The sequence below is a fragment of the Rhizobium rosettiformans genome (assembly GCF_016806065.1).
Classification (GTDB): Bacteria; Pseudomonadota; Alphaproteobacteria; order Rhizobiales; family Rhizobiaceae; genus Allorhizobium.
Genome location: NZ_CP032405.1, coordinates 3,944,507 through 3,957,316 on the forward strand (window position 1 = coordinate 3,944,507; position 12,810 = coordinate 3,957,316).

At 61.6% G+C, this 12,810-nt stretch carries 12 protein-coding genes and 1 other RNA gene; 3 read left to right on the forward strand and 10 right to left on the reverse strand.

Annotated features, from left to right (window positions below):
* Positions 1–56 precede the first annotated feature (56 nt).
* From D4A92_RS19330 to D4A92_RS19370, 9 genes are all read right to left on the reverse strand, one after another.
* Positions 57–1,802, reverse strand: coding sequence for a peptidoglycan D,D-transpeptidase FtsI family protein (locus D4A92_RS19330; RefSeq protein ID WP_203016637.1), 1,746 nt, complete (start codon positions 1,800–1,802; stop codon positions 57–59).
* On the reverse strand, positions 1,802–2,188 hold the full coding sequence (gene ftsL, locus D4A92_RS19335) for a cell division protein FtsL (RefSeq protein ID WP_006725932.1): 387 nt from the start codon (positions 2,186–2,188) through the stop codon (positions 1,802–1,804). Before ftsL ends, D4A92_RS19330 begins: the two co-directional genes overlap by 1 nt.
* Before the next feature lie 2 nt (positions 2,189–2,190).
* Positions 2,191–3,216, reverse strand: a complete 1,026-nt coding sequence (gene rsmH / locus D4A92_RS19340; RefSeq protein WP_203016638.1) for a 16S rRNA (cytosine(1402)-N(4))-methyltransferase RsmH — start codon at positions 3,214–3,216, stop codon at positions 2,191–2,193.
* 17 nt (positions 3,217–3,233) lie between these two features.
* Complete coding sequence (gene mraZ / locus D4A92_RS19345) at positions 3,234–3,671, reverse strand: division/cell wall cluster transcriptional repressor MraZ (protein ID WP_006725930.1); 438 nt, start codon at positions 3,669–3,671, stop codon at positions 3,234–3,236.
* Between the two features lie 383 nt (positions 3,672–4,054).
* Positions 4,055–4,453, reverse strand: an RNA gene (gene rnpB / locus D4A92_RS19350) — RNase P RNA component class A.
* Positions 4,454–4,532: 79 nt separating this feature from the next.
* The gene (locus D4A92_RS19355; protein WP_203016639.1) at positions 4,533–5,723 is read right to left on the reverse strand and encodes an NAD(P)/FAD-dependent oxidoreductase; all 1,191 of its coding nucleotides are present in this window, start codon (positions 5,721–5,723) and stop codon (positions 4,533–4,535) included.
* 85 nt (positions 5,724–5,808) lie between these two features.
* Positions 5,809–6,333, reverse strand: coding sequence for a lytic transglycosylase domain-containing protein (locus D4A92_RS19360; protein ID WP_006725928.1), 525 nt, complete (start codon positions 6,331–6,333; stop codon positions 5,809–5,811).
* 257 nt (positions 6,334–6,590) lie between these two features.
* Complete coding sequence (locus D4A92_RS19365; RefSeq protein WP_203016640.1) at positions 6,591–7,352, reverse strand: N-acetylmuramoyl-L-alanine amidase; 762 nt, start codon at positions 7,350–7,352, stop codon at positions 6,591–6,593.
* The gene (locus D4A92_RS19370) at positions 7,349–8,086 is read right to left on the reverse strand and encodes a J domain-containing protein (protein ID WP_203016642.1); all 738 of its coding nucleotides are present in this window, start codon (positions 8,084–8,086) and stop codon (positions 7,349–7,351) included. The genes D4A92_RS19365 and D4A92_RS19370 overlap by 4 nt, the downstream gene beginning before the upstream one ends.
* A gap of 319 nt (positions 8,087–8,405) precedes the next feature.
* Here D4A92_RS19370 and D4A92_RS19375 point away from each other — a divergent pair, with 319 nt between their 5' ends.
* The 3 genes from D4A92_RS19375 to D4A92_RS19385 all read left to right on the forward strand — a co-directional run bounded on the left by D4A92_RS19375 (position 8,406) and on the right by D4A92_RS19385 (position 11,400).
* The gene (locus tag D4A92_RS19375) at positions 8,406–9,620 is read left to right on the forward strand and encodes a pyrophosphate--fructose-6-phosphate 1-phosphotransferase (protein WP_203016644.1); all 1,215 of its coding nucleotides are present in this window, start codon (positions 8,406–8,408) and stop codon (positions 9,618–9,620) included.
* A 45-nt stretch (positions 9,621–9,665) separates the two neighbouring features.
* Positions 9,666–10,301: a LysE family translocator gene (locus tag D4A92_RS19380; RefSeq protein WP_203016645.1), complete on the forward strand. Its 636-nt coding sequence runs from the start codon at positions 9,666–9,668 to the stop codon at positions 10,299–10,301.
* 133 nt (positions 10,302–10,434) lie between these two features.
* Positions 10,435–11,400, forward strand: coding sequence for a lytic transglycosylase domain-containing protein (locus tag D4A92_RS19385; protein WP_203016646.1), 966 nt, complete (start codon positions 10,435–10,437; stop codon positions 11,398–11,400).
* A 9-nt stretch (positions 11,401–11,409) separates the two neighbouring features.
* Here D4A92_RS19385 and D4A92_RS19390 read toward each other — a convergent pair whose 3' ends face one another.
* The gene (locus tag D4A92_RS19390) at positions 11,410–12,777 is read right to left on the reverse strand and encodes a serine hydrolase domain-containing protein (protein ID WP_203016647.1); all 1,368 of its coding nucleotides are present in this window, start codon (positions 12,775–12,777) and stop codon (positions 11,410–11,412) included.
* Between the last annotated feature and the right edge of the window lie 33 nt (positions 12,778–12,810).

The following is a 12,810-nucleotide window of genomic DNA, read 5'->3' on the forward strand; positions in this document are numbered from 1 at the left end:
GCAGTCCATCCTTCCGGGGCAAGTTGCGCGAATCGCCCCGCCTGTAGTCGATCTGATCAATAAGAGACGAGCAACGCTGAGCCGTCTTCCCCGTATTTGGGTTCTACACCAAGAATTGCGGCGCTTCTGCGGATGATCTCGCCGACGATGGGTGCGGCCGTCAGACCGGCGGTCCGACCACCACCCTCGCCCGTCTTCGGCGCGTCGATGAAGCTCAGGACCAGATATTTCGGATCATCCATCGGGAAGGCGCCGACATAGGAGTTGAAGTTCTGGTCGCTCGAATAGCGTCCATTCACCACCTTTTCCGCCGTGCCGGTCTTGCCGCCAACATCGAAGCCGTCGACGAGGGCATGCCTGCCGGATCCGCTCTTGCCGTTCAGCCAGAAAAGGTGACGGATATCGTCGCTCGTCTGCTTCTTGATCACGACCTGCGCAATTTCTTCAGCCTGTTCGCGCGAACGGGTCAGGAAGGTCGGAGAAATCAGCTTGCCACCATTGACCAGGGCAGCCGCCGAGACGGCCGTCTGCAATGGCGTGGTAGACACGCCGTGGCCGAAGGAGATGGTGATCGAATTGATCTGCTTCCATTCGCGCGGCTGCGACGGCGTCTTTACCTCCGGCAGCTCGGTTTCCAGCTTGGTCAACAGCCCGATCCGCGTCAGGAATTCCTGATGCGCCGTCGTGCCGACCACTTCGGCCATGCGGGCTGTGCCGATATTGGACGAATACTGGAAGATTTCCGGAACGGTCAGGACGCGGTGCTTGCCGTGAAAATCCCTGATCGTGAATCTGCCGATTCGGATCGGATAGCGCGCGTCAAAGCTGTCCTTCATCGACACCTTGCCCGAATCGAGCGCCATGGCCGTCGTGAAGGTCTTGAAGGTAGAACCCATTTCGAACGTACCGTTCGTCATCCGGTTCATCCAGCCCTCCTGCGCGCCCTCCTGAGGCCGATTCGGGTCGAAATCGGGGATCGAAGACATCGCCACGACTTCACCGGTATGCACGTCGAGCACCACGGCCCCGGCCGCAATCGCCTCATACTTGGTGACCGCCGTGACCAGCGCATCACGCAGGATATTCTGAACCCGGATGTCGACCGACAGCTGAACGGGTTCCAAAGGCGTGTCGCTGGTCATGCCGAGCGCCCGCAGATCCGCCATGCCCTGGTTGTCGATATAACGCTCCATTCCGGCCATGCCGCGATTGTCGATATTGACGTAGCCGACGATATGCGAGGCGGTCGCACCGCCCGGATAAAAGCGCCGCTTCTCCGGACGGAAGCCAATGCCGGGGATACCGAGCGCAAGGATCTGGCTCTGCTGCTTCGGGGTCAGCTGACGGCGCAACCACTGGAAACGCGAATTCGACGAAAGCTTGCGATACGTGTCCCGGACATCGAGATCCTTCAAAACGGTCGCCAGACGTTCGACCGCCTCGTCCGCATCGACGATCTTGTGCGGTTCGGCAAACAGCGAAACGGTGCGAATGTCGGTCGCGAGCACTTCGCCATTGCGGTCGAGGATATCAGGGCGCGAGGCCATCAGGCGGTCGGCCGGCAGGATGCTGGACACGGTTTCCGGCTGCGCATGACCATATTGCACGAGACGTCCGCCGATGACGGCATAGGCGACGCAGAAGGTCGCGATCATCAGCCCGACGCGGGTCTTGGCCATTTCTGACTTGCGCTTGCCGGTACCCTTGAAGGTCGCGCCGCTCACGACGGCACCGCCGCGCTGCACATCGGTCGAGAAATGCGCCTGGCTCTTCAACAACATGATTCGCGAAAGAAAAGTCATCAGCGGTCCACCGATCCTGTCGTGATGAGGTCCTTGATGGGATCAGAGGGCGCTTCAGCGCTCACCGGCCCCTCTTCGCCTTCCGGCACAGGCAACTGATCCTTGAGCATGGGAAGCTCCATCGGCCGCGCCAACTGGCTGGGCTCCGTCGGCACAAGCTGCAGCTCGGCGGCGTAGGCCTGAACCAGGCGCTCGAGCCTGTTCGGCTGGGTGAGCAGCGCCTTGTCGGCCTTGAGGAGGTCGATCGTATCCTTCTCCAGCTTGATTTCGGCCTCGAGGCGGCGGACTTCGGCCGCCTTGTTATCCGTGTTGTGTTTGATCTGGTAGGTCACGGTGGCTGCGGCCAGCATGGCTCCGATCATCAGGAAGTCGAAGGTTCTCAGCACTGTCAGCCTCCGATCTTTTCGAGAGTGGCAAGGTCAGGCAGATCGAAGATCGACATGTCGGCCCGCTCGGCTGGTGCCGAGGTGCGGATGCCGGCGCGCAGCTTCGCGGAACGGGCGCGGGGGTTCATCTCCGCCTCTTCCTCGCTTGCTGCGACCATGCCCTTGCCGACCGGTTCGAAGGTTGCCGGTCGCGCTTCGACCATGGGAAGATGGCGCGAGCCTGACGCCTTGCCGGACCGTTCGGAGAAGAATTTCTTGACGATGCGATCCTCCAGCGAGTGGAAGGTCACGACAACAAGGCGACCGCCGGGCTTGAGCGACCGCTCGGCCGCAAACAGCGCCTGCGCCAGTTCCCCGAGCTCGTCGTTGACGTAGATGCGAAGCGCCTGGAAGACGCGCGTTGCAGGATGGATCTTGTCCTTCACCTTGCGCGGATTGACGGTCTCGATGAGGTTGGCAAGTTCGCGGGTTGTCTGGAAAGGCTCGACAGCGCGGCGCTTCTCGATGGCGCGGGCGATACGCCCTGCATGCTTCTCTTCGCCGAGAAAGCCGAAGATCCGGATCAGATCGGACACCTTGGCGCGATTGACGACATCGGCAGCCGAAACGCCGGAGACGGCCATGCGCATGTCGAGCGGGCCGTTGCGCTGGAACGAGAAGCCGCGCTCGGCCTCGTCGATCTGCATCGAGGACACGCCGATATCGAGCACGACGCCATCGAGACCGCCTTCCGGCGCGAACTCGGCGAGATTGGAGAATTCCGTGTGATGGAGGACGAGCCGACCACCGCTCGATTCGACCAGATCCTTGCCGCCGGCAATGGCGTTGGGATCGCGGTCGAGCGCAATGACATCGGCACCTTTGCCGAGGATGGCCGAGGTGTAACCACCCGCGCCGAAGGTACCGTCGAGAATGACTTTGCCGGGCTCGGGGTCAAGCGACTGCAGGACCTCCGAAAGAAGAACCGGAATGTGACGAACCGGTCCGCCATCGGCATCGGAAAAACCTTCGCCAAAGTTCGCCGCCATTCCGTTTCCCCGTCTTTCTAGGTGCGCAGGCCCCGCTGCCTGACCACCTCTCTGGCTCGCGCCTGCGCCTCGTGAAACGCCTGCGGTTGCCACACCTGAAAATGATCCGAACGACCGACGAAACAGACCTCCGAGGAAATCCCCGTGAAATCCCGGATAAAATCCGTCACCGCCAATCGCCCTTCGGCATCGAGTCGCGCAAAGACGCCGCCACCATGAAGCAGTAGCGACATCTCGTTTGCCTCCAACGCGAAGGGATCTTCGGCCGCCATCTTCCGCTCGTACCGTTCGAGCAGATCCGGACCACCGATGTTGACCGCCGGATAGACGAAATCCTGAAGACAATAAAGCTCCTGGATTCCGCGCTGCACCAGCACGGCGCGAAACGCCGCAGGGACGGAAACCCGCCCCTTCGCATCGATCCTGTTTGTCGCGTTGGACAGGAAGCGGCTCATCACTGACAACCGACCTCCCCTTGGATGCAGGGCCGATCAGAGACCCTGGAACACACCTGATTACGCCAACCGTCGAACCCGCGACACACCCGCCTGAAAAGCGAGAGGAAGCACCTGCTTCACGAGATTTCGGGGATGAAACGACCCCCGCAACGGCATGCAATTGGGATACCATGGGACAATATGGGCGTCAATGGGAACGGTCGGGATGAACCTCTTCCGCGATTCAAACATTGATAGGCGGTTAAGCTTAACGAATGGTTAGAAACCGCTGTTTTCCCGACGCCTTTTCGCAGCCGGCTGCCGTGAACGTGATCCACGACGCAGAATAGCGAACCACCTGAAATTTCAGGTGGTTCGCCGAAAAGTCGAAAAAGGGGAAATTTGCCAGTTGGCCTGTAAGCCGGGTTCTGTATGGCTCCGGTTTCCCGGAACGTGGCAGCCATTCATCTGGGACAGCGTTTACACGCTGCCTCGCGCAACCCACCCGGATGACCGGCCCGGAAACAGGCTGTAGCAGTGCTTACGCACCACCCGTGTCATCCCTATTCGGTCTTGCTCCCGGTGGGGTTTGCCGTGCCGTCCCTGTTGCCAGCGACGCGGTGGGCTCTTACCCCACCCTTTCACCCTGACCTCGCAAGCGAGGCGGTTTGCTTTCTGTGGCACTTTCCCTGAGGTCGCCCTCGCCGGACGTTATCCGGCACCGTGTTTCCGTGGAGCCCGGACTTTCCTCACCCTACCGCCTTTCGGCATTGGTAAAGCGCGGCTGCCCGGCCAACTGGCAAGGGGTCCTTAACCGACCCTTGCCCCGAATGCCAACGAAAACCGTGCGCGGATGGCCACTTGGCCGCTTTTGGTGAATCAGTCTCTGAACACTGGCCGGAAGACGGCGCCATAGACATCGTCGACGATTCGGCCGTGTTGAATAAGCTCGGCACCGAGCCGTCCAATCTCGTCGGAACTCTTGGCCGCTGCACCGCAGCCGCCGGTCAGAACCGCGATGCGCTCACTCGCAAAGCCGATGGCCGGATAATTTTCCGGCGTGAACGACGTGACGCAGGCCGCCATGGAAAGCGGCGCATCTGCAAGCGACGGCACGAGACGCGTGATGATCCGATGCAGGTGATCGCGCGTCGTGAGACGACCGCCACGCCGGAACCAGGCGCGGATTTCCGGTTCGGCCTCCAACTGCAAATCATCCGGATCGCCGCCGATCTTCAGATAGGTCTTGCCATCGGGATAGCGCACCGGCGGCAGAAGATAGATGTGATCGACGGGATTTTCCGGCTGATGGATTAGCGACGGCATGCCGCGATAGGCTTCCAGCTCATCATCAGGGATTTCGAAGAAGGCCACAGTCCGCCCGAAGACCTTGAGATCGAGCGGTCGCGGGAGGAGGTTCTCGTTGATCGAGAAGCCGCCTGCGGCCACCAGCACGCGCTCGGCCGAATAGACAGCGCCATCATCGGTGGTGACAATGGCGAAACCGTCTTCTTCCCTGACGGAGACCGCCGTCCGGCGGATAACCCTGGCGCCAGCCTTTTCGGCAAGCAGGCTCTGAGCCTCGACCAGCCGGCGCGGATTGACGTAGCCGGCATTGTTTTGCTCGTAGACACCCTCGCAATCGGAGCCGAAATCGAAATAGCGGAACCGGGCCTTGAGTGCTGTATCCGACAGCATCTCGATGGACACGCCGAGCTGCCTTGCGGCATTCTCGACCTGAGAGACATAGGGATCCGCCCCACCCCGCTCCGGCCCGACGATCAGGCAACCGACCTCCTCGTAAAAGTCGATCCCGCTTTCGGCAGCGATCTCGCCGTAGCGCGCGATGGACCGGTTTGCGAGCCTCGCCCAGACAGGGTTCGCATCGATCGTCCGGGTGATCCGCGCCTCGTCGTAATGGCTGGCAAATACGCCGTGATGGTTCGCCCAGTCCTTCGGCTCGTCGGGTCCGATGACGGCGACGCCATCCCCTTGAAGCGCGAGATACCGGGCAGCAGCAGCCCCCATCATGCCTCGACCAACGACTATCGACTTGAACCGCTCAATCATGCGTCACCATCCTTACGTTGCGTCCGGTGATAGCATGACGAGCCCTCGTGTCCAGTCACAGGAACGGCAAGGGCACAGCTCTTTCTCAGTTTCCAATCAAGGCGATAACCTTGCCGCAATAGCGCTTGGAGATCGGGTTCATGCGCTTGGCGCCATGGCCGGCATTGTAGCGCAGGATGGTGCCGCAGGTCTCGCCGCCACCCAGTTCATGGGCCATCGAGAGATACTTCATGCCGTAGCGGATGTTGGTCTCGGGATCGTAGAGACCCTTGGTATTGCCGCGATAGCCCATGGCCCGCGCCGTCGCCGGCTTGATCTGCATCAGACCCACTTCGCCGGCACTGCCGCGCGCCTTGGGATTGAAATTGCTCTCGACGCGAACGACGGCATGGGCCAGATCGACCGGGACCCCGTAGCTCTTCGCATATTTCGTGATGATCGCGCTGTAGGGGCTTTTCGAGAAGGAGGGTGCGGCCGGATAACCGGCATCGCGGGTAATCGTCTTGAGGGGCTTTTTGAAGCGGCGCTCCTCGCTACCGGCAAGCGCGGACTGGGCGTGAGTCAACAGAAGGGCAATGCATGCCGCGGCAGCAACAAGTCGTCGTGTCATGAGAAGGTTCAGTCTCCAATCGAGCCACCGGAATCCACGCGCGTCAAAGCGGGCGCAGTTCAGCGCCGCGAGCCCTCGTCAGGCCGCCAGTCCGGGTCTCTCAAGTTGATGTTTGCGCCAGGTCCGTCTGCGAACCTCAAGCGCCGTTCAGCCCGTCCCTTAGAGCGGCCCAATGAGGAATTCCTGTGGCACCGCAACAAATCGCCCTCCGGCGCGTTGATTTCGTTGGTCCGAAAACAGCACAGGATGTAGCTAAATCAGGCGAAACGCGGCAGGGTGGTCAGGAGCTTGTGTAGGGTCTCGATGGTCGAGCTATCGGCAACACCGTCAACCTTGGCTTGCCGGAAATGCCGTTGAAACGCGGCGACAACACCTTCGGTCTGGGGGCTGAATTCACCAGAAATCTCAAGACCGTACCCGTAGAGCGACAGCATCGATTGCAGGGCCTCGACGGGCTGCCCGCGGTCGCCGCGCTGGAAGAAGCGTCCGCCGCCGATCGGAGCCGGTTCGACCCAGTGCCCGACCCCTGCCCGATGCAGCCGATCCCAGGGGAAATTTTCACCGGGATCGACCTTGCGAATGGGGGCTACATCGGAGTGGGCAAGCACCCTTTCGGGGGCAATATCGTGCCGTTTGACGCATTCGAGACACAATTCGATGACGGTTTCGATCTGACGATCCGGGTAATCCGGAAGCCCGGCGGGATGGCCGGCATTGGCGATCTCGATCCCGATCGACCGGGAGTTGATGTCGGTCTCTCCGCCCCAGACACTCTTGCCGGCATGCCAGGCCCGTCGATCTTCCGGCACCATCTGCACGACACGACCGTCCTCATGCACGATGTAATGGCTCGACACCTGGCTTTCGGGATTGCAGAGCCAGGCCTGAGCACCCTCGGCCGACGGCATGCCTGTGTAGTGGAGAAGCAGGATATCCGGACGGTCGACGCCCACCCGTTCGTTGTGGTTGGGCGACGCTGAGACCTCCGCACCGCGATAATCGGCCTGGAAGGACGTCATGCGGCGCGGCGCGCCTTTTCGATCGCCGAATAGGCGGCGTTGAACTTCGCCATGCGGTGATGGGCAACGGCATGAAACTCGGTGGGCACGCCACGGGCATGCAGCCGGTCCGGATGATTTTCGGCAGCCAGAGCACGGTAGCGCTTCCGGATCGTCGCGAAATCGTCCGATGGCTTTACGCCAAGCACGCCATAGGGATCGCCGTCCTGATGGATGTGCCGCTCGGTGATCGCCTCGAACCGCTCTTCCGAGAGGCCAAAGATCTCCGCGATACGAGCGAGGAAGTCGAGCTCCTTCTCATGCACAAGGCCGTCAGCCTTGGCGATATGGAACAGGGCATCGATGATATCCTCGAGCACCGGGCAGAAATCATCGCAAGTCCGGCACATGCCAGCGAGGTTTTTCGCATAGGTCTCAAAACCGGCGACGTCCTGGCGGGCGAGATTGTAAAGCCGGGCCACGTTGCGGGCCTCTTCCGGCGGGAATTCGAAAATCTTCCGGAAGGCCTCGACTTCGGCATTCGACACGACGCCATCGGCTTTCGCCATCTTCGCCGAAAGAGCGATGATCGCCACGGAGAAGGAAACGCGCCGGCGTGTTTCCGGGTCGCCTTCGAACATCGTCCGCACGGCCTCGACAATGCTGCCGATGACGTTGCCGGCCGCATCACCGACTGCGCCGAGCAAACGGTCCCAGAATGACGATATTTGTTCACAAGCGAAATCGAAGATCATGTTGAAAGCTTGACCAAATATACCCAGAAAAAGCAAGGAGTCGGGCCCGAAAGCGAGGATTAAAGTTTCTTCATCTTGAATCGGTTTCGCTGAACTCGCACTGCCCCGACGCCCGGCACGGGCTCCAATCGCTTATCCACAGAAGCCATCCCGTCACCCGGCCGCGATTGAAACGATTATATTCGGATTTGAAGCTCGCATGGCTGCGAAATGCCCGATTTCCTTGATTTTTTGGCTTTACAGGCCGCCGCGCCTATCGCATCCATTTGCCACCTGAACACTGAAGTGACACGGGCGATGAAGCGTCCGAGGAGGATCGATGGCCAAGCAGAAAGTCGCGATGTTGACCGCCGGGGGCCTCGCGCCCTGCCTCTCGTCCGCCGTTGGCGGATTGATCGAGCGATACACCGACATCGCACCGGAAGTGGAGATCGTTGCCTATAAGTCAGGCTTTCGCGGCCTGCTGATGGACTACAAGATCGAGATCACCAGGGAGATGCGAGAGAAGGCGCATGTGCTGCATCGCTATGGAGGCTCGCCGATCGGCAACAGCCGCGTGAAACTCACCAATGTCGCCGATTGCGTAAAGCGCGGCCTCGTCAAGGAAAACGAGAATCCGCTCCGGGTCGCCGCCGAGCGCCTGGCGGCCGACGGCATCACCATCCTTCACACCATCGGCGGTGACGACACCAACACCACGGCCGCCGATCTGGCCGCCTATCTCGGCGCCAACGGCTACGACCTGACCGTCGTCGGCATGCCGAAGACCGTCGACAACGACGTCTATCCGATCAAGCAGACGCTCGGCGCCTGGACGGCCGCCGAAGTCGGCGCGCGATTCTTCGACCATGTCTCCAACGAACAGAGCGCCTCGCCGCGCACGCTTGTCATTCACGAGGTCATGGGCCGCCACTGCGGCTGGCTGACGGCAGCCACCGCCCGCGCCTACATGCAGCGCACGCAGCACAATGAATACATCGAAGGCTTCATGATGAATCAGGAGCTGAAGAACATCGATGGCCTCTATCTGCCCGAGACCCATTTCGACATGGAAGGCGAAGCGACCCGACTCAAGGACATTATGGATCGGACCGGTTTCGTGACCCTCTTCGTATCGGAGGGCGCCTGCATGGACGAGATTGTCGCCGACCGGGAGGCGGCCGGCGAGGAAATCAAGCGTGACGCCTTCGGTCATGTGAAGCTCGACACGATCAACGTCGGCAACTGGTTCCAGAAGCACTTTGCCAAGCTTCTCGATGCCGATCGCTCGATGGTGCAGAAATCAGGCTACTATGCTCGCTCTGCCCCCGCCAATTACGAAGACCTCCGCCTGATCCAGAGCATGGTCGATCTCGCGGTCGAAAGCGGTCTGAACAAGGTGTCGGGCGTCACCGGACATGACGAGGACCAGGGAGGACGCCTGCGGACCATCGAGTTCCCGCGGATCAAGGGCGGCAAGCCGTTCGACCTCGGCACGCCGTGGTTCAAAGAAGTGATGGACTATCTCGGGCAGAAGTACCGCCCCATCCATTGACCTGACCGCCGAAAGCTGGCTTGCTCTTCTGGAGGAGTGAGTGTCATGCCCCATTCTACCTGGATCCTGTTCGCAGTCGTCGCCGCGGCCCTTCTGGTCGTGCCCGGCCGGTCCAAGCGCATGGTTTTGTCCTATGCGCTGGCCCATGGCCGCAAAAGCGTCTTCGCCACGGGCACGGGCGTGGCACTCGGAACCGCAGTTTCGGTTGCAGCGACGCTCGCCGTCTCCTGGCTGCTGATCTCGCTGTCGGCGCTGACATTCTCGATCTTCCAGTGGATCGGCTTGTTCTGGCTGTTGCTCTTCGGACTAGGCCTCGCGCGTGCGCCGGCCGGCATCGAACCGGTGGCCGACAACGACAACCTGCCGGAGGAGAAGCCGCTGCGCGTAATCGCGCACTGCTTTGAAAGCGAATCCCGTGACCCGCGCAGCGCCCTGCTCGTCGCCGCACTTCTGCCGCAATTCCTGACGCCGGCGGCTCCGTTCGTGCCGCAGGCGATCGCGCTTGGCGCGACCTTCGTCGCCCTCTCCGCAGTATCCTGCCTCGTCTATGCACTCTCCCCCGAGCGTATCAGGAAAATCGTGAGAAAACATGCAGTTCGCCGCAATGTGAACCGTTCTGGCCGCACCGTCCTGATCGCGGCGAAGGCGGTTACGGCCGGCTATCGAAAGATCGCGGCCTGAGCCGCTGGACGCATCTGCGAAATGCCCCCAAGGTCGCAAGCTTGCCGCAATGCTGGGCATAGATTAAGAAATGGAAACGAACAGTCGGCTGATTTGCCGGTGACCTCGCGTGCATCTCGTAACGGATAGTGGCATGAACGTCAGAACTGACCGCGGCATCGCTCTCTGCATGGCTGCTTCACTGTTGGCTGGACTGGGTGGATGCACCGCGATCGATGAGAGCGTGAAGGCAGATCTTGCCGCCGCGCCGGTTGCCAATCCGAAGTCTCCGGAAATGCAGGCTGCCATGGCGGCCGAAGCCGCAACGAATGGCACAGCTGCGCCCGAGGCGGCAGCGGCGACACAGGCCGAGCTTGCAGCCGCAAACCCCGGTCCCGCGCCGATCATTCCCGGTACGGAAACTGCAGCGCCGATCCCGGCCCTCAAGGCCTCTGCCCTTTCCCCCACCACGCCGCAGACGGCAGCCACGGATGCGCTGGCCATGGTGACGACGCCGGCGACCACAGAGAGCCAGCAGATGGCCGTGGCAGCGGCATCCACCGAGGCAACACTCAGCCCACCCGCAGCAAGTGCGGCTCCCGCATCCGCCGCGACGGCTACTGCGGAGCCTGCAGCGGCGAAGCCGCCCGTCGTTCTTGCTTACGCTGCCCCGCTGCGCGCAACGGCACTTACAAGTTTCGGCGATCCCTTCGACGTCTCGCCCCCGGGCGAACCGCCGGCACCCAACGCGGGACGCAAGCCGGATACGGTTGGCCCGACGCGGCTTAATGCGCTCATCGAGAAATATTCCAAGCTCTACGAGATCCCGACCGATCTCGTCCATCGCGTCGTTCATCGCGAGAGCCGCTATAATCCCGCCGCCTACAGCAAGGGCAATTACGGCCTGATGCAGATCCGCTACAACACGGCCAAGGCCATGGGTTACAACGGCCCCGCCGATGGCCTCTTCGACGCCGAAACCAACATCAAGTACGCGGTGAAGTATTTGAAGGGTGCCTGGGTGGTCGCGGACAATGATCACGATCAGGCTGTCCGCCTGTATTCCCGTGGCTATTACTACGATGCCAAGCGCAAGGGCCTGCTGCACCTGACGCGTTGACCTCCGGGATCAGCGCAGTGCGTCTCGTACCGCCTGCAACAGCCTCTGCGGCCTGTAGTCGAGCCTACGCGGCGTAAGACCAAGCCTCACGACCACCAAGTTCTCCGACGGAATGATGGCAATCGACTGGCCGTCATGGCCGAGCATCCAGAGCGTCTCCTCGGGCAGCGAAAAGCTGCTGTCCTTGTCTCCCGGACCATTCTGCCAGGCCTGCCCTCTCGTATAGGCGCCATTGGAAACGGCAGCCGGTTCGAAGATGCGTGCCATCACGGACGGATCGACGAGCTGTCGGCCAGACCAGCGTCCGTTCTCCGCAATCAGAAGACCGAAGCGTGCCCAGTCCCGGGCCGTTGCGTAGAGATAGGAACTGCCGACAAAGATGCCGTTTGGATCCGCCTCGAGCACTGCGCTGCCCATGCCGATCACGTCGAACAGGGCCTCACGCGGATAGGCGAGCGCCGCCGCGCGGTCCGAGAAGCGCGACATCCAATAGCGCGAGATCAGCACCGTTTCGCCGGAAGAGTAGTTGAACCTCGTTCCCGGCTCTGAAGCTGGAGGCAGCGACGCCGCATAGGCGCCCATATCGCCTTCGAGATAGAGCATGCGCGTCACGTCGGTCACGTCGCCATAGCTCTCGTTGAAGCTGAGGCCGCTTTCCATGGCAAGCAAATCCGAAAGCGAGATTTCGGCGCGGCTATCGCCATTCCATTCCGGAAACAGCTTCGTCGCACTCTCGTCGATCCGGCCCTCCCCCTTGAGGATGCCGATGAGCGCGGCCGTCACCGTCTTTGTCATCGACCAACCCAGAAGCGGTGTGTCCGCATTGAAACCCGGGCCATAGGCCTCACCGACGATCCGGCCGTCCTTGACGACGACGACTGCTCGGGCACTCGGTCCGAGAAGGTCGGCATCAGAGAGTATGGCCTGCAGCCGAGGATCGTTCTCCGGCACTGCGTCACCCTCCGGCCAAGCCGCAGCCATGTCCACCGAGGCGGCTTCGGCCGGCGGAGCAGACCGACCCCTCGCCGCCTCGATCGCAGAAATGCTCAAGGTCGCGCAGCCGAGGCCGGTTCGATGCAGCGCGGTCGATGGTGCGACAAAGCCCAGCAGGGCAGTTTTCACCAGGCCCTGTTCGAGATCGACCTCCGCGCGCACGAGTTTCAGCAGCGGGTGTCCGGGGGCCTGCACATCATCGCGCAGCACCTCGTCGGCGTCGCGACCGGCGATGAAGACATTCGAGCAGACGATCTTCGCGGCATAGCCGGTGCCGACCCTGAGCAGTTCGGGCGGATACACAACGACCCAGGCTGCGGCCACCGCAATGATGCCGACCAGAGCCACCGCCACCCGAACGCCCCACGTCATCAGTTTCCGCATCAACCACTCCTCCTGTTGCCACTATCGAAGCAG

Excerpts from the sequence above, each read along its gene's own strand:
- rsmH (WP_203016638.1), bottom strand. The coding sequence starts at position 3,216 with ATGGCGGCGAACTTTGGCGAAGGTTTTTCCGATGCCGATGGCGGACCG.
- D4A92_RS19355 (WP_203016639.1), bottom strand. The coding sequence starts at position 5,723 with ATGATTGAGCGGTTCAAGTCGATAGTCGTTGGTCGAGGCATGATGGGG.
- D4A92_RS19390 (WP_203016647.1), bottom strand. The coding sequence starts at position 12,777 with ATGCGGAAACTGATGACGTGGGGCGTTCGGGTGGCGGTGGCTCTGGTC.
- D4A92_RS19330 (WP_203016637.1), bottom strand. The coding sequence starts at position 1,802 with ATGACTTTTCTTTCGCGAATCATGTTGTTGAAGAGCCAGGCGCATTTC.
- D4A92_RS19360 (WP_006725928.1), bottom strand. The coding sequence starts at position 6,333 with ATGACACGACGACTTGTTGCTGCCGCGGCATGCATTGCCCTTCTGTTG.
- D4A92_RS19385 (WP_203016646.1), top strand. The coding sequence starts at position 10,435 with ATGAACGTCAGAACTGACCGCGGCATCGCTCTCTGCATGGCTGCTTCA.
- D4A92_RS19370 (WP_203016642.1), bottom strand. The coding sequence starts at position 8,086 with ATGATCTTCGATTTCGCTTGTGAACAAATATCGTCATTCTGGGACCGT.
- mraZ (WP_006725930.1), bottom strand. The coding sequence starts at position 3,671 with ATGAGCCGCTTCCTGTCCAACGCGACAAACAGGATCGATGCGAAGGGG.
- D4A92_RS19375 (WP_203016644.1), top strand. The coding sequence starts at position 8,406 with ATGGCCAAGCAGAAAGTCGCGATGTTGACCGCCGGGGGCCTCGCGCCC.
- D4A92_RS19365 (WP_203016640.1), bottom strand. The coding sequence starts at position 7,352 with ATGACGTCCTTCCAGGCCGATTATCGCGGTGCGGAGGTCTCAGCGTCG.
- D4A92_RS19380 (WP_203016645.1), top strand. The coding sequence starts at position 9,666 with ATGCCCCATTCTACCTGGATCCTGTTCGCAGTCGTCGCCGCGGCCCTT.